The sequence below is a fragment of the Flavobacteriales bacterium genome, assembly GCA_016699575.1.
Lineage (GTDB): Bacteria > Bacteroidota > Bacteroidia > Flavobacteriales_F > PHOS-HE28 > PHOS-HE28.
Map to the genome: position 1 here is coordinate 1,206,835 of CP064979.1, position 20,285 is coordinate 1,227,119.

Below are 20,285 nucleotides of genomic sequence, written 5' to 3' on the forward strand. Positions count from 1 at the left end.
CTCAAACCTTCTGCAAGCCGCCTTTCACAGCATCGCTGAAAGGCACCTCTTCGATCTTGGCGCGTGTCCAAGCCAGAAAGTCGAAGTATTTCAGCACCAAGCTTTGGTTGGGGTCCTTGAACAGCTCCAGTAGCTTTTCGTTCAAGCTCACGAACATTTCGCGCCTGGCATTCGGCTTCTGCGAGCGCGCCGCCTTCTTGATGTGGTCGATCAAGGCCACCTCAACCTCCAAAGCCCGGTGGCGCTTGCTCAGGAACCGTTGCGTGCTGCGGACGATGTACTCCAGCAGATCATAGTTGCCCAGTTCGTAGTGGACCACAAGGTTGAAGAGCCGGGCGTAGGCGAAGATGTCCTGGCGCAGGGTGGGTTCCGGATCGTTCAGCACCTTGTTGAGCCAGAACAGCGATTTGTTCACTTCGCCCGCACCGAAATGGACCACGGCCAGGTTGAACCAGAACTCGATCTCGTACTCCTTGCTCAGTCTTTGACCGAGGTCCTCCATGCCGTGCAGGATCGCGGGCACCAGTTCCAGCGCCTTCTTGTGCTCACCCATCCTTGCGAACAAGTGGAGCTCCGCTATCGAGCTGGCCGTGAAGGTCTGCACGTCGATGTCGATGCCTTGGAAGCCCTCTTGTCCCTTCAATGACCGCATGAGCTTGATGTTCTCACGCGCACTCTTGAAATCCTCCAGTTCGATCTGGCCCAGTATGATGTACTGCAGGGTGCGGATGTAGCGCTTGGTGAGGTCGGCCTTGATGTGTGGATGGGCATCCAGGATGCTCCTGACCTTGGTGAACTTCTCCAAGCTTGTCTTCCAGTCACGCTTGGCCCACTGGCAGAAGCCTTGCGTGTAGTAGCAGATGGTGGCAGCACGATGGCTCAGCGCCGTGTTCTTCCCTTTGATCAACTGGTGCTCGCTGATCTCCTCCACCATCGCGTGTTCCTCGTCACTGCGCACGTAGCCACCACTGCGGAACACATAGTTGATCTTGCTGTAAAGGATGTGATAGGCCGCAAGGTTCCGTAGTTTCTCGATCACCTCCCGTTCTTCCTCGATCAGCGCATCCAGGTCTTTGGTGAATTCACCGCTCTCGTAGGCTTCCTCCAGCAACATCTTCTCCCAGTTCAACAGCTCGAACCAGTAGTAGAACCGCTCATTGTCCTTGGCAAGCCGTTTCGCCCGGTGCAGCACCTTGTTGCACTCCGTGTAGAGCGCCTTCTGGTAGAGGATCTCGATGTTCTTGATCTCCTGCTTGAGGATGCTGCTCACATTGCTCTCAGCGTAATACGCCCGGAGGGCCTTCAGGATGAGCTTGTACAGGTGGTTCTTCTCGCTCGGAAAGTGCCGGATGAAGACCTCTTTGGCGAACAGTTTCCGCAGTGCGTCCTCATCGTAGACCTCCTGCTTGTCCACTGCATCGAAGATCTTGATGTAGTTCTTCGGACCGCTTTGCAACGTGCTGTGCAACTTGAAGAAACGCTTCTCCGACTTGTTCAGTGACCGTATGAGATCGTGTAGTTCCGTGCTCGGCTTCATGCGCTGAATTCTTGGTCAGACAAAGGCTCTAAGGATCCCAAGGGAAGACGACCAAGGTAGGGATCCCGTTGTCCGGAACCGCCTCCGGTCTCAAGCCGGTGGTCGATGGGCGCCTACTTTCACCGCCGTCGGAAGCAGCCGATCCAATGCCGGAGCACAAGTACAGGTTCAACCCGAAGACGCTTGCCTACGAGCGCATCAGGCTCACCCCGTGGCAACGGGCGAAGCGCATTCTGTTCGTCCTATTGCCGGGACTGTTGGTAGGGGCCATCGCCTTTGCCGCGCTCTATCCGTTCGTGGACTCCCGAATGTCCGCCAGCCTTCGCCGCGAGAACGAACAGCTCCTCGCACAATATGTCCTGCTGAACCGGCAGATGGAAGAAATAGAGGCGGTGCTGTTCGACGTCCGTCGCCGCGATGACAACATTTACCGCGTGATCTTCGAGGCGGACCCCATTCCACCGGAGGTGAGGCAAGCTGGCTCGGGTGGTATTGACCGATACCAAGGTCTGAAGGGTTACGCCAGCAGCGCGCGTGTAATGGAAACGCGCCAGCGCCTGGACAAGATCGCCAAGCAATTGGCTGTGCAGAGCATGAGCTTTGATGAGGTGGCCGACCTTGCCGTGCGCAAACAGGAAATGCTCGCCAGCATACCAGCGATACAGCCTGTGAAGAACGATGAACTCACACTACTGAGCAGCGGCTTCGGGGAACGCCTGCACCCGATCCACAAGATCGTGAAATTCCACGCTGGCATGGACTTCACCGCCCCTGCCGGCACGGAGATACACGCTACGGGGGACGGCCGGGTGACCTATGCGGACTACGGCACGAACGGCTACGGGATCCACGTGATCGTTGACCACGGTTTCGACTACAGTACGCTGTACGCCCACATGAGCACGTTGAAAGTGCGTGTTGGCCAACGCGTCAAGCGGGGTGACCTTCTGGGCCTCATTGGCAATACAGGGCTGAGCGCTGGCCCGCACCTGCACTACGAAGTGCACAAGAACGGAGAGCCCATTGACCCGGCGAACTTCTTCTTCAACGATCTGACCGCAGAAGAGTACGCCCGTATGCTGGAGATCTCGCGCAACAGCAGCCAATCGCTGGATTGACCGCAGTGCAAAACAAACAGGCCGGATGGCTCAACACATCCGGCCTGTTCGTCCCTGTGAAGGTTCCTCAGAGGCTCTTCACGTGCTTGTCGAGCTCTTGGTGAAGTCCCATACCACGGAGGTTCTTGGCAAGGATGACGCCATCCGGGCCGATGAGCCAGCTGGCCGGAATGCCTTGCACTTGGTACAGCTTGGCACCGGCACTGCTCCAGTGCTTCAGGTCGCTCACGTGGTACTTCCAGTTGAGCTTGTCAGCGGCGATGGCTTGGGTCCACGCCGAGCGGCTACGGTCCAAGCTCACACTGAACACCTCGAAGCCTTTACCCTCCTTGAATTTGGCCTTGCTGTACTTGTCATAAGCAGCCACCACGTTGGGGTTCTCCCGACGGCACGGGCCGCACCAGCTTGCCCAGAAATCGATGAGCACGTATTTGCCCTTCAGCTCGCTCAGCTTGAGCACCTTGGTGCTATCGGCGTTCATGAAGGCGAGCTCGGGTGCCCGGTCGCCCACGTTCAATCCGATCTTGGTTTCCCCGCCTTCGGGGGCTGCGCTGCGCTGTGAAAAACCATAGATGCCGAGTAGTACTACGGCCCCGATCAAGAAGATCCTGCCTGTGGACATGATGCTGCGGAGGTTCATGCTGCGAAAGTAGAGGGGTGGGGCGGAGGAGCTGGCAGTCATCGTGCCAAGTTCCCTCAACGGTTGCGGTCCTGTTCGACTTTCCGCGCAATGGCCAAGGCCAGGTCCAACCTCGCCTGGCGATCGCCCAACAGAACGGTGTAGGGTTTCCCCAAGCTGTCAAGCAGGGCAATGTGCCGTTGGAACAACCGCTCCCGGTCGCCGGGGTTCTCGCGCAGCGGATCCGGCTCCCACGCTATGCCTTCTGGGGAGCACAGTAACCAATGGTCGTAAGGCCGCTGCTCGGTCTGCACTGCGATCCACGGATCGCAACGACCATATTTCTCTGCTCCCCAAATGCGGAGGGTGATGAGGTCAGTGTCGCACACGACGTGCGTTTGGCCGGGCCAGGCGGCCATGGCATCCTCCAGGTCCAGCTGGGCTTTCGCTATGGCAAGCAGATCACTCTCCCGATACGGCCTGTCCAACACCCCGAGGTATTCCCGCGCAACCTCGGGAACGTAAGCGCCCGGCCATGCGGTGCACAATCCTCCGGCCAAGGTGGTCTTCCCACAGCTCTCCGGTCCAGTGATGACAAGCTTGGTCAAGCCAGCAGGATCCGTGAACGTTGATGCACGATCCAAACCCGCACGTGGCTCAAGCCAAGGCCATCTTCAGATCAGCCAAAAGATCCTCAGCGTCCTCCAACCCAACGCTCAGGCGGATCAGAGTGTCCGCAAGCCCGTTCTTCATTCGCTCCTCCCGAGGGATGCTGGCGTGCGTCATGCTCGCCGGATGGCCAACAAGGCTCTCAACACCACCAAGGCTCTCGGCCAACGAGAACAGTTGCGTGTTGCGCAGGAAACGCAGTGCGTCGTCCATGTTATCGCCTTTCATCGTGAAGGAGATCATGCCGCCGAAGCCGCGCATTTGCCTGGCCGCCACAGTGTGGTTGATGTGCGACGGAAGTCCAGGCCAGTAAAGCTTGTCCACTTTGGGATGGGCGCTCAGGAAATCAGCCACGGCCTTGCCGTTCTCGCAATGGCGTTGCATGCGCAGGTGCAGCGTCTTCAGACCGCGCAGCACCAGAAAGCAGTCTTGCGGACCGGGTGTGGCGCCACTGCTGTTCTGGATGAACGCAAGCCGCTCGGCCAGCGCCTTGTCCTTCACCACCAAGGCCCCCATCACCACATCGCTGTGACCGCCGAGGTACTTGGTCACACTGTGCATCACGATGTCGGCACCCAGGTCGAGCGGTGTCTGCAGGTAAGGTGATGCGAACGTGTTGTCCACCGCGAGCAGGCAGCTGTGCTTCTTGGCCAACGCGGCCATCGCCCCGATGTCGATGATGTTGAGCATCGGGTTGGTCGGTGTCTCGACCCACAACAGCTTCGTGTTCTTGCTGATGTGCTGCTCCACGGACGCGGCATCCCGCATGTCCACGAACTTGAACTTCAGACCGAAGCCCTCGAAGATCTTCGTGAACAGGCGATAGGTACCACCATACAGGTCGTTGGTGCTCACCACTTCATCGCCCGGTTTCAAGAGCTTGCACAGCGCATCGATGCTGGCCATGCCGCTGCTGAAGCACAGGCCGTGCTGCCCGTTCTCCAGCGCCGCCAGCGCGTTCTGCAGGGCTGTGCGCGTGGGATTGTGGGTGCGGCTGTACTCATAGCCCTTGTGGTCGCCGGGGGCGGCCTGCACGTAGGTACTGGTCTGGAAGATGGGCGTCATGATGGCTCCCGTGCTGGGATCTGGTTCCACGCCGGCGTGGATGGCTTTGGTGCCGAACTTCATGGTATTGGATTGTGGCCCGCACCGCTGGCGGGCGGGCGCGAAAGTATCCTTCGCCGTTAGCACGTTGCGGCGGCGATCTTGCAGCCCGATGCCCGACCGCAAGCTTGCCGCGCACCTCGCGCTCTTCGTGGTGAACCTGATCTACGGCATCAACTACCCCATTGCCAAGAGCCTGATGCCGGGCGTGGTGGGCCCGTCCGGGTTCATACTGCTGAGGGTCCTTGGCGCGGGGCTCTTGTTCTGGGCGTGCAAAGCGGTTTGGCCGCAACGGGTGGATCGCAGCGACATCATCCGGTTCGTGCTGTGCGCGCTCACCGGCGTGGCCATCAACCAGCTGTTCTTCTTCCACGGGCTTATGCGCACTTCGCCCATCAATGCCAGCATCATCATGGTGGCTACGCCCATCCTGGTGCTGGCACTGAGCGCGGTGCTCATCGGCGAGCGGGTGACCTGGATGAAGATCCTGGGCGTCATCGCAGGTGCGGCTGGTGCGCTCACCCTGCTCTTCAACAGCGACGCAACGGACACCGGGGCAACGCTCAAAGGAGACCTGTTCATCCTGCTCAACGCGACGTCCTACGCGCTCTACCTCGGCATGGTGAAGCCGTTGATGCGGAAGTACAGCGCCATCACGGTGATGAGCTGGTGCTTCCTCGTCGGTTCAATCGTGGTGGTGCCTTTCGGCTTCGGCGAAGTGCATGCAATGGAATGGTCGCAGCTCGACTTCAACGCCATCTGGAAGCTCCTCTTCGTGATCATCGGCGTCACCTTCATCGCCTACCTTCTGAACACTTGGGCCCTGCGCCACGTGGAACCCAGCGTGGTGGGCATCTACATCTACATGCAACCGGTGCTGGCCGTCTCGGTGACGTGGCTGGCCATGCAGCTTCCGTGGCTGGGTGACGGCTCATCTGGAAAACCGTTGGGGTTCGGCGCCCCGCAGATCATCAGCAGTGCGCTCATCTTTCTAGGTGTGTACTTGGTTGGGCGGTCGGATGCCAGGCGCTCTTGACCGTTCAGGTAGATCCGACCGACGCTTCGTGTATTCCTCAAGGCAGCGATGACCAAGAAAGAGAGCCCGAGCTTCTTCAAGAAGTACCTCTTCGTGTGGTTCCTCGTCGTACTCATCGGTCTACTCTCTGCGGCTCAGATGATCCACGATCACTACACGCTGAAGCCTGGCGTTCTCTGGACCTGCGAATGCACCGTTCTGGGCAACTCTGGAGGCTTCCTTCGCCAACCATCAACAACGAAGCTCAGGTGTGAAAGCCAGGACAGCACGTTCGTGACCTGGGCGCATAGAAGTGGAAGCTATCCCGTCGGGTCCCGATGGATCATTGAATTCGACAAGAGATGGCCGGCGCGTAGGAGCTATGTCCGGGAACTCAACTGAGCATCAGAGGTTGGCGCGTTGCCCCAACTACATTCGCCGCCATGCTGCGCTCCATGACCGGCTTCGGCCGTGCCGAGGGTTCCATCAACGGAAAGAAGATCACCGTGGAGCTGCGGTCGCTCAACAGCAAAGGGCTGGACCTGATGCTGAAACTGGCTCCGCTTTACCGGGAGAAGGAAAGCGAACTGCGCCAGTGGGCCAATGAGCGGCTGGTGCGCGGCAAAGTGGACGTGTACATCGGCGCGGAGGAAACGGTGGTGCAGAAGCGCACCTCGTTCGATGCGCAACTGGTGAAACAGTACCACGACGAACTCGAAGCCATCCGCCAGTCCGTGGCCAGGAACAGCGCTACGGACGTGCTGGGCATCGTGCTGCGCATGCCCGACGTGTCGCGCAGCGCCAGCGAAGAACTGGACGAGAACGAATGGGCGCTTGTGAAGCAACTGTTGGACGAGGCGCACAAGGCATTCCAAGCGTTCCGCGCCAGCGAGGGCCTGCAGCTCTTCAATGAGATCTCATCCCGGGTGAACAGCATCACCGCGCTGCTGACCGAAGTGGAGCCGCTCGATACCGGCCGCGCAACGAAGACCCGCGAAAAGCTGCTGGCCAAACTGCTGGAACTACAAGTGAACGTGGACAAGGACCGCTTCGAGCAGGAACTGATCTTCTACCTGGAGAAGATGGACGTGAGCGAGGAGAAGATGCGGCTGCGCACGCATTGCACCTATTTCCTGGACACCGCCCGCAACGAGGAACAGCAAGGGCGAAAGCTCGGCTTCATCGCCCAGGAGATCGGCCGCGAGGTGAACACGCTCGGCAGCAAAGCCAACGATGCGGCCATCCAACAATTGGTGGTGCGTATGAAGGACGAGCTGGAGAAGATCAAAGAGCAGGTGCTCAATGTTCTCTGACCCATGTCCACCAGCGGCAAGTGCATCATCCTGAGCGCGCCGAGCGGGGCCGGCAAGACCACCATCGTGCACCGGCTGTTAGCTGCGGACCTCGGGCTCGAATTCAGCGTGAGCGCGACCAGCCGCGCCATGCGCCCCAACGAGCGCAACGGCAAGGACTATTGGTTCATGAGCCCCGAGCAGTTCCGCCTGAAGATCGAAGAGGACGCGTTCGTGGAGTGGGAAGAGGTATATCCGGGCCAGTTCTACGGCACGCTGCGCCAGGAACTCGACCGCATCTGGCACGCAGGAAAGCACGCCATCTTCGATGTGGACGTGGTGGGCGGCAGCGACCTGAAGAGCGTCTTCGGACCGAACGCCCTTGCGCTCTTCATCAGTCCGCCTTCCTTGCAAGTGCTCGAGCAGCGCTTGCGATCCCGGGGCACCGAAACCGACGAAAGCCTGCGAAAGCGTGTAACCAAGGCCGAACGGGAAATGGACTTCATCCCGCACTTCGACCACACGATCGTGAACGACGACCTCGAACGGGCTTGTGCTGAAGCGACAACCCTTGTGAAGGCCTTCCTGGAAGCATGAAGACGGGTTGCTTGTTCGGCACGTTCGACCCACCGCACAACGGCCATGTGGCCATTGCCCAAGCCATGCTGGAACGCGCGGGGCTCAATGAAGTATGGCTGGTGGTGACGCCGTTGAGCCCGTTCAAACAAGGCAATGTGATCAGCGCGGACAGCGTGCGGTTGTACATGGCTGAACTGGCGGTGCGCGAGTTGCCCGGCATTCGGGCCAGCGACGTGGAGTTGGGCCTGCCGCAACCGAACTACACCGCGGAAACGCTGGCCGAGATGCGCCGCCGCTATGCCGACGAGGATTTCAGCCTGATCATGGGCAGCGACAACCTGGCCGGGCTTCACAAGTGGAAGGCTCCCGAGAAGATCCTCGAACACCATCGTGTGCTGGTGTACCCACGACCGGGGGCAGAGCTGCACCGGCAGCAAGCTGTTTTTGCCGAGCACGCCAACGTGCAATGGGTGGAGGCCCCGCTCATGGACCTGAGCAGCACGCGCATCCGTCAACGTGTTCGCGATGGGCAGGACATCAGCGGCATGGTGCCACCGGCCGTGAAGGACTACATCCTGGCGAACGGCCTCTACAAGGACTGAAGCAATTCCTGGGGCAGCGTTACCGTGCGCAAGAGGTGATCGCGGAGAACGGCAACGGCTTTGTCGTACTGGTATTCGTTCACCACGTGCAGATCGCACAAGTGGCGGTGCGGCAACAGGTACTGACGGTAAGCCGGCAGCACGTGGTTCTCCCACTGGTAGCGCACATCATCAGGCCCGTAGCCACGCTCAGCCGCATCGCGCAGCAGGCGCCGCTGCAACTGAGTCTCTTCGCTGGCCTCCACGAACACTTTCAGGTCGAACATGCCGCGTGTGGGGGCATGGTCCAGCACGAAAAGGCCTTCCGTTACGATCACCGGGGCCGGTTTCAACTCGAACCACTGAGCCTCCTTAGCGTTGTTGTTGAAGGTGTATTCCTTCTTGTAGATCGGTTCGCCCCCGGCCAGGCTCTCCAGGTCGCGGGCCATCGCATCAAGGTCAATGGCCCCAGGCAGGTCGAAGTTGACCTTGCCATTGGCATCGCTTACTTGCCTCTCGATAGGGTGGTAGTAGTCGTCCTGGCTCACCACACAAATGCTGCCCTCGGGCATCACCCGCTTCAGCGCCCGTATCAAGCTGGTCTTGCCGCTGCCGCTTCCTCCTGCAATGCCGACGAAGTAGGGTTTCTGCTGCATGGGCACGGTGGGTGGTCGGCGAAAATAGGGTGCCGTCATCGGCCAGAGCATCCCCTCGCCATCCAGGACAGGCACCCACCCGGCACAATTTGGCACGCCGGTTGGAAGTTCTATATCAGGAACCCTAAACCAAGGAAGCCATGATCACCCCGATGAAGCGTTACCTGAAGCTGAAGAAAGAGGCCGCCAAGCTGATGCTCAACGGCGATGTGGAGCGCTACCTGCACAAGCTCCGCGAACTGGCCTTGACGAAGCCGGTCGTGGCCTGAGGCTCAACAAGACCGGACCGTGGGCGGCCCTTGCCGGGTGCCGCCGAAAACGGGGCGGGGTCGAGGGATCGGCCCCGCCCCTCTATTTTCTTTCCACGCCCAGCAAGGCTTTCCTGACTTTCTCCGTCCCCGTTGGATCCTTTGCGCCCTTTGCTCCGTTGAAGGTGCCCATGACGAAGAAGGATAAAATAGCCTTCATCAAAAGCAGCAAGCGGAAAACACACGTGTACAACGACCTGCACAGGTACTCGGACCATCAACTGGACGGCCTCATCCGTGAGATCGTACAGGGCCTGATCCGGGAGAGCGAGATCATCGCCAACGCCTACATCAACGGGTACCGATGAACATGTGAGCGACCGCACTGCGAAGGCTATGTGCCTCAGGCAGCAGAGCCCTGGTGAAGACCGGGGCTTTGTTGCTTTCCGGCTCTCCGATCGAAGACATGGTCCGATCAGGATGCCAACCCGTTGAAGCTTGAAACTTGGGACTTGAGCCTTGAAGCTTGTTCAGCCCTTGTCGACCACGCGTGGCACCTTGAAGTAGTCGCTGTCCTTCACGGGCGAGTTCATCAGGGCCTCGGCCTTCGTCATTTCCAAGGATGCAACATCATCCCGCAGGATGTCCTCACCCTCGGTCATGAAAATGAGGGGTTCCACGCCTGCTGTGTCCACTTCCTCCAGCTTGGCCACGAAGCCGAGCACGCGCTCCATGTCCTGAAGGATGGTTGCTCGTGCGGACGGGTCGCTGAAATCAAGCTTGGCCAGTTCCGCGATCCGGTCCAAGGTGGCGTCGTCGAGCTTCATGCGTTCTTCAGAGGGCCTTCAATGACGTCGAATACCCGGTGGCGCAAGGTAGCCACGTCGGCCTCGGTCATGCCCTTGGTATCGATGTGCGGATGGATGATGCCACGCGCCCTGCCCGGATGACCGCGGCTCAGAAGCTGGGTCGGCTCCCCGAACAGACGCCAGTTATCGGTGAAGGTGACCGGAACGATGGGCACTTGCTTGGTAATGGCCATAATGAAGGCGCCGTCCTTGAAGTGCTTCATGCGCGGCGCGGTGAGCGGAATGGTCCCTTCAGGGAACAGTGCGATGGAGGCCCCGTCGCGCAGGGCGCGCTCCGCCCGGCGCAAGCTCTTGGCCGCTTCGGTGCGGCTGCCGCGGTTCACGGCGATGTTCATGCCCTTGAAGAAAATGTTGAAGAGCGGCCATCGCAGCAGCTCGTACTTGCCCATGAAGAGGAAGTAGTGCGGGATGGTGTTGTACATGTGGATGATGTCCAAGTAGCTGCCGTGGTTGCAGCAGACAACGTAGGGTGGCGGTGGCAGGGGCGCACGGCGTTCCACGGTGAGCGGCATACCACCGGCCCATTGCAGGAAGTTCGCCCAGCCGCGCATCCACTTGAACGCCTTGCGGTACCGGCTCGGCTTGTAGAGGAGGATACGGAACGGGACGTAGAGCACGGCCAGCGACAGGAAGAACACCAGGCCGAACCATACTTTGAACAGCAGCCGCAACGGGAAGAACAACCACTTGAACAACGGCACACGCCGGCTCTCGCCGTCCGCGATGAGCGGCTTGTCGTGATGCTCGTGCATATGGTCCATGGTCGGTTCCCGCAAAAGGGCAGCGAAGATATCCGGCTAACTTGCCGCCCTTCCGAACCTTCCATGACCCGCGTCCTTACTGGCATCCAGGCTACCGGCATCCCTCACCTCGGCAACGTTCTTGGCGCTATTAGGCCTGCTGTGGAAATGGGCAACCGCCCGGGATCGGACAGCTTTCTCTTCATTGCCGATCTGCACTCGCTGACCACCGTACGCGATGCCGCAGTGCTGAAAGAGAACTGCTACGCCGTTGCAGCCGCGTGGCTGGCGTTCGGGCTCGACACGTCACGCACCACGTTCTACCGGCAAAGCGATGTGCCCGAGGTGGCGGAACTCACGTGGTACCTGGGCTGCTTCACGCCCTATCCCATGCTGGCCAACGCGCACAGCTTCAAAGACAAGAGCGATCGGCTCAGCAGCGTGAACGCCGGCCTGTTCTACTACCCCGTGCTCATGGCAGCCGACATCCTGCTCTACGACGCGAACGTCGTACCGGTGGGCAAGGACCAGAAGCAGCACTTGGAGATCACGCGGGATATCGCCAGCGCTTTCAACAATGCGTATGGCGAAACGCTGGTACTGCCAGAGGCGCGCATTGGGGCTGAAACGATGGTCGTGCCGGGAACGGACGGCCAGAAAATGAGCAAGAGCTACGGCAACACCATTGTGCCCTTCCTCCCTGAGAAAGAGCTGAAGAAGCAAGTGATGTCCATTGTCACCGACAGCACCCCATTGGAAGAGCCGAAGAACCCGGACACGGACAATGTGTTCAGGCTCTTCAAGCTGGTTGCCCCCGCCGATACCGTGGAAACGATGCGGCAGAACTATTTACGGGGTGGATACGGTTACGGCCACGCGAAGAAGGAACTGCTGCAAGTGCTGCTCGATGGCTATGCGAAGGAGCGCGACACCTACCAGCGCCTTATGAACGACAAAGGCGAATTGGACGCGCGGTTGAAAGAGGGGGAACTGAAAGCCCGCGAAGTGGCCAGTGCAACGTTGAACCGGGTGCGGGAGAAGTGCGGTTACCTGCGCCGCTGGAACACTACTTGATCCCGTAGCGCTCCTTGTACTGCCGGTACAGGGCTTTGTGGTGATCATCCAAGTTGATGTGGCGTCCTTGGATGAACGCATGCACGACGTTGTTCGTGCGCATGTCCAATGCATCACCGGTACTGATGAACACCGTGGCATCCTTGCCCACTTCCAGGCTACCGCATCGCTTGTCGATGCCCAGCACGCGCGCTGCATCGAGCGTGATGGACCTGAGCGCTTCCTCGCGCGTTAGTCCGTAGGCCGAAGCCGTGCCCGCAGTGAAGGCCAGATTTCGCACCCCTTGGTGTTCCTGGTCGCCTGCATAGCCCAAGCAGAAACGAATGCCCTTCTCTTTCAAGAGGGCAGGAAGCCGGTAAGGGAGGTCCACATCGTCGTCCTCGCGCAACGGCAGCGAGTGCACGCGCCGTAGGATCACATCCACCTTGTTGTCCTTGAGCAGGTCGGCAACGCGCCATGCATCGTAGCCGCCCACGATCACGAGCTTCTTCACGCCCATGTCCTTGGCGAAGAGGATGGCCTCCTGGATCTCGCGCGCCACATTGGCGTTCACGAAGAGCGTCTTCGAACCATCGAACAGGCCCGACATGGCCTCCATGCGCAGGTCCACCTTGGTCGGGTTCGCGCGGCACCATTCCTTGTAGCTCTTGGCGGTGGCGAAAAACTCCCGCAGCTCACGTGATCGCTTCGTGCGTTCATCCTCCTTTTCGGCGGAGGTCTCGCCGGGCTCGGCCCACCAACCACCGCGTTGGAATGCGCGCGGCCAGTTCATATGGATGCCATCATCGGCCTTGATGACGGCGGCTGCATTGTCCCATGCGTCGAGCTGGACGATACCACTGGTGCCTGCAATGGTACCCGAACGCGGCGCGATCTGGGCCATGAGCACGCCATTGCTGCGCACGGTGGGAATGATGCGGCTGTCGGTCTTGTAGGCCGTGAGCGTGCGGGCCTCCGGAGCGAAGTCACCGGCTTCGTTCACATCGTCGGTGGCGCGCACCTGTTCGATCTCCATGATGCCCAGCGTGGCATCAGGGGCGATGAAGCCGGGGTAAACATGCTGGCCCTTCGCGTCGATGATGCTGTCGTACTTGACCTGAACACCGTAGGCATACCCCACGTAATCGATGACACCGTTGCGGAAGCCGACCGCTCCTTCATCGATCACGCGGCCATCCCCCACATGCACTGTGCCGCCCGTAATGAGGAAACTGGCATTTTGCGGCGGAGCAGGTGAAGGCCGCTGGGCGAATTGCACCAATGGCAGCAGCAAGAGGACCAGAATGACCACGCGTCCATAGCGGCGCATCCGCCACCTGTCCCTGCTCGTTGCCCCCGTCCTCCTCATGGCTCCTCCCCCATTGTTTCGCAATGCCAATGGCCCTGTTCCTTGCGCTCGGTCTTGCGCGTGGGTGCGCCAGCCTTCTTGGCCGCTATCATCAGGTTGATAATGCGTTGGCGCTCGGCAGCCATCAACTTGCGTTGCTCCGCATCCGTGGACAGGTCGAAGCGGCACACACCGTCCACGAAGGTCATCTCGCACCGCGCATCGATGCTGAGCGGATCTGCGCTCCACAGCACGATGTCCGCATCCATACCGGCCTCCACCTTGCCCATACGGTGGTCCAGGTGCAGCATCTTGGCAGGGTTCAACGTCACGAATTTCCATGCTTCTTCCTCGGGCACGCCGCCGTACTTCACGGCCTTCGCGGCTTCCTGGTTCAGGCGGCGGCTCATCTCCGCATCATCACTGTTGAAGCCGACGTTCACACCACGGTGCCAGAGCAAGGCACCGTTGTAGGGTATGGCATCGTACACCTCGAACTTGTACGCCCACCAGTCGCTGAACGAACTGGCGCTCACGCCATGCTCCTTCATGCGGTCGGCCACTTTGTAGCCTTCCAGGATATGGGTGAAGGTGTTCACCTTGAACCCCATGCTGTCGGCCAGTCCCATGAGCATGCTGATCTCGCTCTGCACATAGCTGTGACAGGTAATGAAGCGCTGACCGTTGAGGATCTCGGCCATGGCGTCCAATTCGAGGTCGCGGCGTGGTGATGGATGCACTGGTGCTGGCGCCGGGCGCTTGCGCTTGGTCGGAGGCTTCTGCAATGATCGCCACGTCCGCCATTCCGCGTCATAGGCTTTCGCCCGATGGAAACCGTCGGACATGATCTGCTCAACGCCCATGCGGCTTTGCGGGTAGCGCACGCGATCACTGTTCCAGTTGCTCTGCTTCACGTTCTCTCCCAAAGCGAACTTGATGAAGCCCTCGGCCCCCTCGATCTTCATCCGTTCGCCGTTCAGGCCCCACTGCATCTTGACGAGCGCGCTCTGGCCGCCGATGGGATTGGCGCTACCGTGCAGCAACTGCGCAGCGGTAACTCCCCCTGCAAGGTTGCGGTAGATATCGATATCGTCCGGGTCGATTACATCGCCCATGCGCACCTCGGCCGTGTTGGCCTGCCCGCCTTCGTTAACGCCACGCGCAATGGCTATGTGCGAATGCTCATCGATGATGCCGCAGGTGAGGTGCTTGCCCCGGGCATCCACTTCACGCACCATGATCTTCGTGTTCGGGAAAAGCGCTGACTTGTCCAATCCTTCACCCACGGCGAGCACTTTGCCGTTGTGCAGACAGACATCGGTGTTACGCAGGATGCCGCGGCTGGTGTTGGTCCATACGGTGGCCCCGCGCAGGATCACCGTTTCCGTGCCGGGCAATTGCAACAGGCCACTTGCCATGGCGGGATACCAGACCTTCCCGTTGCACAATGCATAAAGGCTGTCCAGTTCAACACCATCCCGCTTCTTCTTCCCGGCATCGGTGGGTTCGCCCTCGCGTACGGCGCTCCATGAAGTCCATGTCCCATCGGGCAGTTGACCGGAACCGTCCCAGATCCGGCTGTCCCGATGAACAGTCCCGTTCAAGCGCACGGAGCCCGACAGGCCAATGCTCTTGCCTTCGAAGACCAGGGTCATCACCGATCCGCTCACACGCGCATCCACTTTGGCCATGGTGCTGTCATCCGATGCGCTTCCAATGCGCACTTCGGGCTTGCCGGGCTCACCCTTCACGTTCATTCGAAGGCGCCTTTCGCCAAGCGAGAAGGTGTATGCACCTCTCAGGTCATGGGCATCATGAGGCTTCAGCACAAAACGTTTGCCTGCCACCCAATGCTCATGCAGCACGGCATCCTTCGCGAAAAGATGACCGCTGGTGATCTGGAAAGACGCGAACATCCCGGGCTTCAACTTTCCCAGTTCCTCCCCCATGCCCATCATGTTGGCCGGAACGGTTGTCAAAGCGGCAATGGCGGCTGCGGTGTCCAAGCCCGCGATCAGCATCCGACGCAGGTTGCCGATAAGCATCTCGCGGTCCTTGACGCCGTGCGCCGTGAACGCGAACGGCACACCGGCCTGGTGCAACACCAATGCGTTGCGTTGCGCCAGTTCCCAATGCTTCAGCTGGGCAAGTTGCACCTCCAACGCCGCGAAGGGATCCTCCACATCAAAAGCGTCCGGCAGCGTGATGGGTATGATGAGCGATTGCCCGGTGGCCGCAATGTCCGCGGCGCGTGCGTACTCGTCGCCCTTGCCCTTCACTATGAAGGTCCTGCCGAACTCCTTGGCAATGCGATCAATGCGCAGCACATCATTGCGGTCGGAGGCTTCGAAGAAGGCCGGGACCGGAAGTTGTGCGTTGATCGCGTCGAGCTCGGCATCACGCAGATCCTTCACGCCTTCGCCCGCGTACCACTGCGCATCGTAGAGCGTCTGGCGCAGCAGTGCGATGCTCCCGGTCAAGGACGACGGATAGCCGTCAGGTGAAGTGCCTTTCCGGAAACTGAAATGCGAGGAGGCGTTGGGTCGTAGCACATCGAGCAGGGGCGAGCGATCACCGAAAGCAACCACGGCGCCCGTGCCGCGCGCGATCCCGTCCATGCGGTGCACCAACGCCGTGCCGATGCCCAATGCGCGTTGATTGGCCCATAGTTCGTGATCCGGAGCATGGATCGCTGCGGCATTGGTGGTGGCTCGCACCGCACCATTGGGCATACCGGGTTGGCTCTTGCGATCCTTGTCAGCAGGGATACCCGCACTGCTCCACGGCTCCACGAACGACGGCCAGATATGCAGGCCTGTGAAGTCGAGCACGATGGCGCCGGGAGGTGGACTGTCCGGACCCCGTCCAACGACAACCGTGATCCGAGCGTCCTGCACCAGAAGCATGCCGCTCTTGATGATAACTCCGGGCTCCGGATGCAAGGTTGCTCCTAGCAGCGCGTAGACCGGTCGCGCTGTGTTGTGCGGACCGTTGACCGGCAATGTCTGTTGCGCGCACGCCGGGCCCAAGACGAACCAAGCCAGAAGGGGAGCGAAGAGGTTGCGCAGCACGGCCGCCGAAAATAGCCGCCTGCCGAACCGCCTGCCCCACCAGCTAAGGTCCTTCTACATTCGGGCCGCTCCGGAACAACCCTCCCACCATGACCGAACACCTGCCACTGCTCCAGTCCTCCTCGAACATGGCCGCGTCCGTCTCCATGCTCTTCTTCGCGCACAGCCTCATGCGGTGGGTCGTGCTCATATCCGTGGGCACTGCCGGCATCATCGCATTGCGGGGCTGGTTGATGCAGCTCCCCATCATAGTCTGGCAAAGAGGCTTGGCCATCATAGCATTGGCGGCCTGCCACCTTCAAGTGGTCCTGGGTGTCATACTCTATGGCATCCGGTTCAAGCGCTACGTCGCGCCGGGCTTCACCCCACGGGAGATCATTTTCTGGAAGTACGAGCACATCGCCATGATGCTTCTGGCGGTCATCCTGGTCACTGTAGGACGGGTGCTCAGCAAACGGGCGAAAACGGAACCGGCCAAATGGAAGATGATCGCGATCTTCTATCTCGTCGCCTTCGCCCTCATGTGCTGGGCCATTCCATGGCCACATACGCAATTCGGCATGGAGCGCAGTTGGCTCTGATGCGCGAGCTTCGCGCCCAATGAATCACAGAATGACGCTGAGGGCGGTGATTGGCTTGATGTTGCTTGGGGGCTTGTTGGCATGCGGCAGCGCACCTGAAGCCGGAACCGCGGTTGCGGCCAACGGCGAACCGGACGGGGCCCGGTTATATGACATGTACTGCACGCTCTGTCATGGCAATGATGGCAAGCTGGGCATCAATGGTGCGAAGGACCTGACGGCTTCGGCCTTGTCCCGCGAGGAAATGATCGCGGTTGTGACCGATGGCCGCAACACCATGGCCCCGTTCAAGCAGGTCTTGGACCCTGCGCAGGTGGAAGCCGTGGTCGATCATCTGCGTGCGCTTCCCAAGTAGCGTATGATCGACCCTAAAGAGACCGCAAAAGCCGAGAGCGCCGTGCTCGTTGGGCTCATCACCGGCGACCAAACGGCCGAGCGCGTGCAGGAATACCTGGACGAGTTGGAGTTCCTTGCCCTCACCGCGGGCATCCGGTCGCTGAAGCGCTTCACACAGCGGCTGCATTCCCCTGATGGGCGCACGTACATCGGCAGTGGCAAACTGGCCGATGTGAAGCAATGGGCTGAAACGCACGCCGCACAGACGATCATCTTCGACGATGAACTGTCTCCAGCCCAGCAGCGCAACCTGGAAAAGGAGTTGGGCAAGCCCGTGCTCGACCGTCCGCGGCTCATCCTGGACATTTTCGCGCAGCGGGCCCGCACCTCCCACGCCAAGACCCAGGTGGAACTGGCGCAGTACGAGTACATGCTGCCACGCCTCACCAAGCTCTGGACCCACCTGGAACGCCAACGTGGCGGCACAGGCACGCGCGGCGGTGCTGGCGAAAAAGAGATCGAAACGGACCGCCGACTGGTGCGCGACCGCATTGCATTGCTGAAGTCGCAGCTGCGCGACATCGACAAACAGATGGCCACCCAACGCGGCAACCGGGGCAAGCTCGTGCGGGTGGCGTTGGTGGGCTACACCAACGTGGGCAAGAGCACGCTCATGAACGTGCTGAGCAAGAGCAGCGTCTTTGCGGAGAACAAGCTGTTCGCCACGCTGGACACAACGGTGCGGAAAGTGGTGCTCGGTAACCTTCCGTTCCTCATCAGTGATACAGTGGGTTTCATCCGCAAGCTGCCGCACCAACTGATCGAAAGCTTCAAAAGCACGTTGGACGAAACTCGCGAAGCCGACCTCCTCCTTCACGTGGTGGACATCAGCCATCACGATTTCGAGGCCCAGCATGCCACTGTGAAAGCAACCCTAGCGGAGATCGGTGCAGGTGAGAAACCCGTCATCACCATATTCAACAAGATCGACGCCTACAGGCCCGCGCCCCACGACCCGCATGACCTTGCACCCAAACGCGAGGACCAGTACACGTTGGAAGAATTGCAGCGCACCTGGATGGCGCGCCTGGACGGTGAAGAGTGCATGTTCATCAGTGCAGCCCATAAGGACAACCTGGACGCCTTGCGCCGCTTGCTTTACAACCGTGTGAAGGCCATCCATGTGGCGCGTTACCCGTACGAGAGCGACCTCTTGTTCAGCGATGAATTCATGCGTGGGCCCGAAGAAATGGGGCCTGGTGCGTAGGCTGGCACCATGCGTGTACTAGTCTTCACCGGTGCTGGCATAAGTGCCGAAAGCGGCCTGAAGACCTTCCGAGCCACGGACGGCCTTTGGGAGGAGCATCGCGTTGAAGACGTTGCAACACCGGAGGCTTTCCGACGCAACCCGGAACTGGTGCTGCGTTTCTATAATGAACGCCGCTGCCAAGTATTGAATGCTGCTCCCAATGAAGCTCACCTGGCGATTGCGGACATGGAAGACCACCACCATGTCGATGTGGTGACACAGAACATAGACGATCTGCACGAGCGAGCCGGCAGTACACGTGTGCTGCACCTGCATGGCGAGATCAACAAAGCCCGGAGCACGGCCAACGAGAGGATCGTCTTGCCATTGAACGGGCCATCACTTGGCCTGGGTGACCTGTGCCCACTGGGATCCCAACTACGCCCGCACATCGTTTGGTTCGGCGAGGGGGTGCCCATGATGGAACCGGCTCTGGAACTCGCACGGAAGTGCGACGTGCTATTGGTGGTGGGGACCAGCTTGAACGTGTACCCAGCAGCCAACTTGCTGTGCTTTGCCCCGCAAAAGGCACGCATTTACGTCATAGACCCGGGAGAAGTCCCGTTGCACAGGCCGGGGGTGGACCATAGAAAAACGAAAGCCAGCGTTGGAGTGCCCCAGCTGGCCTTCGAACTTTGCGGACGTACTTAGTGCGCGACGACCAAGCGCTGAGTTGAAACCACGGTCCCGGACCGAACGAAGCTCACGAAATAAACCCCGCTGCGCAACGCTGCCGTGCTGAGAACCGCGTTCCGCTGACCAGCAACGAACGATCGGTCGAGCACTTGTGCGCCCAACGCATCGAACACCACCGCGCGGTCATTGATACCACTGGAAGCGCCCAAGCTGAGGAACACGTTTTGGTCGGCCGGATTGGGCTGCATGGTCAGGGCTGGCGCTGCCACAACATCGCTAACCCCCAAGGAGTTGCCGAAAGTGATATCCACGAAAGCTGAATCGGACACGAAATTGGCATCATACCATACATAGCGATACGTGCTCAGGCCCTCCGTGTTGTCGGGCACGTGGTAAGCATGGAAACCGCTGAACGGCTGGTTGGCATACAGGAGCTGCTCATCCGCGGCCACCCAGAGCGGCAAGGTCCCCGCCTCTTGTGGCAGGTAACAAAGATTCCAGCAGAAATAGTTCTGGGAGCCCGGTTGCACGGAAAGCTCATAGCGTTTCACGTTCACTTGTCGACTGCCAATACCACCGATGACAGTGTTCAGGTCGATCTCCATGGTGGAACCCGTCCACATCCATAGACTGGTACTTCCATTGGTCACGTCGGTCCCGTACTCGTCCGTAATGGTGATCCAACCTTGGGCCCATGTACTTTGTGCCAAACCAAGCACAATGCCGGCCATGGCGTAGATTTTCTTCATGTTGCGTCGTAATAGTGCGCCGAACGGTTGCTTGCGCGAGGCCAAATTTAGGTGCAATGGCCGCCACCCGTCACCAGGTGTACCGTTCGGCAACGCGGGTCATGCACGGTGGGATCCCAACCGTAACCAATGTGTGTCCGATCAACCTTCTCCGGCTTCCCGCTATGTTCGCGAA

Annotated in this window: 22 protein-coding genes; 12 read left to right on the forward strand and 10 right to left on the reverse strand. The window is 59.9% G+C overall.

Annotation, left to right across the window (positions count from 1 at the left end; genetic code table 11):
* Position 1 precedes the first annotated feature (1 nt).
* Positions 2–1,537, reverse strand: a complete 1,536-nt coding sequence (locus IPJ76_04955; protein ID QQR87578.1) for a hypothetical protein — start codon at positions 1,535–1,537, stop codon at positions 2–4.
* A 146-nt stretch (positions 1,538–1,683) separates the two neighbouring features.
* On the opposite strand from IPJ76_04955, the gene IPJ76_04960 reads away from it, so the two are divergent.
* Positions 1,684–2,655: a M23 family metallopeptidase gene (locus tag IPJ76_04960; GenBank protein ID QQR87579.1), complete on the forward strand. Its 972-nt coding sequence runs from the start codon at positions 1,684–1,686 to the stop codon at positions 2,653–2,655.
* 67 nt (positions 2,656–2,722) lie between these two features.
* Here IPJ76_04960 and IPJ76_04965 read toward each other — a convergent pair whose 3' ends face one another.
* The 3 genes from IPJ76_04965 to IPJ76_04975 are packed head-to-tail and all read right to left on the reverse strand — an operon-like array spanning position 2,723 to position 5,071.
* Entirely contained in the window at positions 2,723–3,337 is a 615-nt protein-coding gene (locus tag IPJ76_04965; GenBank protein QQR87580.1) for a TlpA family protein disulfide reductase, read from the reverse strand.
* A 14-nt stretch (positions 3,338–3,351) separates the two neighbouring features.
* Positions 3,352–3,882: an ATP-binding protein gene (locus IPJ76_04970; protein ID QQR87581.1), complete on the reverse strand. Its 531-nt coding sequence runs from the start codon at positions 3,880–3,882 to the stop codon at positions 3,352–3,354.
* A 49-nt stretch (positions 3,883–3,931) separates the two neighbouring features.
* Positions 3,932–5,071 carry a cystathionine gamma-synthase gene (locus IPJ76_04975; protein ID QQR87582.1) on the reverse strand — a complete coding sequence of 380 codons (1,140 nt, stop codon included), beginning with the start codon at positions 5,069–5,071 and terminating at the stop codon, positions 3,932–3,934.
* Positions 5,072–5,159: 88 nt separating this feature from the next.
* Between IPJ76_04975 and IPJ76_04980 the strand changes: the two genes are divergently transcribed.
* The 5 genes from IPJ76_04980 to IPJ76_05000 are packed head-to-tail and all read left to right on the forward strand — an operon-like array spanning position 5,160 to position 8,535.
* Positions 5,160–6,083 (forward strand): DMT family transporter, encoded by a 924-nt coding sequence (locus IPJ76_04980; protein QQR87583.1) that lies wholly within the window; start codon positions 5,160–5,162, stop codon positions 6,081–6,083.
* Positions 6,084–6,131: 48 nt separating this feature from the next.
* Positions 6,132–6,464 carry a hypothetical protein gene (locus IPJ76_04985; GenBank protein ID QQR87584.1) on the forward strand — a complete coding sequence of 111 codons (333 nt, stop codon included), beginning with the start codon at positions 6,132–6,134 and terminating at the stop codon, positions 6,462–6,464.
* 41 nt (positions 6,465–6,505) lie between these two features.
* Positions 6,506–7,375 carry a YicC family protein gene (locus tag IPJ76_04990; protein QQR87585.1) on the forward strand — a complete coding sequence of 290 codons (870 nt, stop codon included), beginning with the start codon at positions 6,506–6,508 and terminating at the stop codon, positions 7,373–7,375.
* A gap of 3 nt (positions 7,376–7,378) precedes the next feature.
* Complete coding sequence (gmk, locus tag IPJ76_04995; protein ID QQR87586.1) at positions 7,379–7,951, forward strand: guanylate kinase; 573 nt, start codon at positions 7,379–7,381, stop codon at positions 7,949–7,951.
* The gene (locus IPJ76_05000; GenBank protein ID QQR87587.1) at positions 7,948–8,535 is read left to right on the forward strand and encodes a nicotinate-nucleotide adenylyltransferase; all 588 of its coding nucleotides are present in this window, start codon (positions 7,948–7,950) and stop codon (positions 8,533–8,535) included. The genes gmk and IPJ76_05000 overlap by 4 nt, the downstream gene beginning before the upstream one ends.
* Here the strand turns inward: IPJ76_05000 and IPJ76_05005 are convergent.
* Positions 8,523–9,170: a zeta toxin family protein gene (locus IPJ76_05005; protein QQR87588.1), complete on the reverse strand. Its 648-nt coding sequence runs from the start codon at positions 9,168–9,170 to the stop codon at positions 8,523–8,525. The genes IPJ76_05000 and IPJ76_05005 overlap by 13 nt on opposite strands.
* Positions 9,171–9,609: 439 nt before the next feature.
* Here IPJ76_05005 and IPJ76_05010 point away from each other — a divergent pair, with 439 nt between their 5' ends.
* Complete coding sequence (locus IPJ76_05010) at positions 9,610–9,786, forward strand: hypothetical protein (GenBank protein QQR87589.1); 177 nt, start codon at positions 9,610–9,612, stop codon at positions 9,784–9,786.
* Positions 9,787–9,948: 162 nt separating this feature from the next.
* On the opposite strand, the gene gatC is transcribed toward IPJ76_05010, so the two are convergent.
* Together gatC and IPJ76_05020 are read right to left on the reverse strand one after the other, a co-directional pair.
* Positions 9,949–10,245 (reverse strand): Asp-tRNA(Asn)/Glu-tRNA(Gln) amidotransferase subunit GatC, encoded by a 297-nt coding sequence (gene gatC / locus IPJ76_05015; GenBank protein ID QQR87590.1) that lies wholly within the window; start codon positions 10,243–10,245, stop codon positions 9,949–9,951.
* Positions 10,242–11,048, reverse strand: coding sequence for a 1-acyl-sn-glycerol-3-phosphate acyltransferase (locus IPJ76_05020; protein ID QQR87591.1), 807 nt, complete (start codon positions 11,046–11,048; stop codon positions 10,242–10,244). The genes gatC and IPJ76_05020 overlap by 4 nt, the downstream gene beginning before the upstream one ends.
* A gap of 63 nt (positions 11,049–11,111) precedes the next feature.
* Between IPJ76_05020 and trpS the strand changes: the two genes are divergently transcribed.
* Positions 11,112–12,101 carry a tryptophan--tRNA ligase gene (gene trpS, locus IPJ76_05025; GenBank protein QQR87592.1) on the forward strand — a complete coding sequence of 330 codons (990 nt, stop codon included), beginning with the start codon at positions 11,112–11,114 and terminating at the stop codon, positions 12,099–12,101.
* On the opposite strand, the gene IPJ76_05030 is transcribed toward trpS, so the two are convergent.
* Both IPJ76_05030 and IPJ76_05035 read right to left on the reverse strand, forming a co-directional pair.
* Positions 12,094–13,410 (reverse strand): amidohydrolase family protein, encoded by a 1,317-nt coding sequence (locus tag IPJ76_05030; GenBank protein ID QQR88396.1) that lies wholly within the window; start codon positions 13,408–13,410, stop codon positions 12,094–12,096. The two genes, trpS and IPJ76_05030, sit on opposite strands and share 8 nt — an antisense overlap.
* 35 nt (positions 13,411–13,445) lie before the next feature.
* Positions 13,446–16,499: an amidohydrolase family protein gene (locus IPJ76_05035; GenBank protein QQR87593.1), complete on the reverse strand. Its 3,054-nt coding sequence runs from the start codon at positions 16,497–16,499 to the stop codon at positions 13,446–13,448.
* Positions 16,500–16,588: 89 nt separating this feature from the next.
* Between IPJ76_05035 and IPJ76_05040 the strand changes: the two genes are divergently transcribed.
* The 4 genes from IPJ76_05040 (at position 16,589) to IPJ76_05055 (ending at position 19,376) form a co-directional block, all read left to right on the forward strand.
* Entirely contained in the window at positions 16,589–17,080 is a 492-nt protein-coding gene (locus IPJ76_05040) for a hypothetical protein (GenBank protein ID QQR87594.1), read from the forward strand.
* 154 nt (positions 17,081–17,234) lie between these two features.
* A complete protein-coding gene (locus IPJ76_05045) occupies positions 17,235–17,435 on the forward strand; it encodes a cytochrome c (GenBank protein ID QQR87595.1) in 201 nt (66 codons plus the stop codon).
* 3 nt (positions 17,436–17,438) lie between these two features.
* Positions 17,439–18,683, forward strand: coding sequence for a GTPase HflX (gene hflX, locus IPJ76_05050; protein QQR87596.1), 1,245 nt, complete (start codon positions 17,439–17,441; stop codon positions 18,681–18,683).
* A gap of 9 nt (positions 18,684–18,692) precedes the next feature.
* Positions 18,693–19,376: an NAD-dependent deacylase gene (locus IPJ76_05055; GenBank protein QQR87597.1), complete on the forward strand. Its 684-nt coding sequence runs from the start codon at positions 18,693–18,695 to the stop codon at positions 19,374–19,376.
* Here IPJ76_05055 and IPJ76_05060 read toward each other — a convergent pair.
* Positions 19,373–20,110, reverse strand: coding sequence for a T9SS type A sorting domain-containing protein (locus IPJ76_05060; GenBank protein QQR87598.1), 738 nt, complete (start codon positions 20,108–20,110; stop codon positions 19,373–19,375). The genes IPJ76_05055 and IPJ76_05060 overlap by 4 nt on opposite strands.
* Positions 20,111–20,285 lie beyond the last annotated feature (175 nt).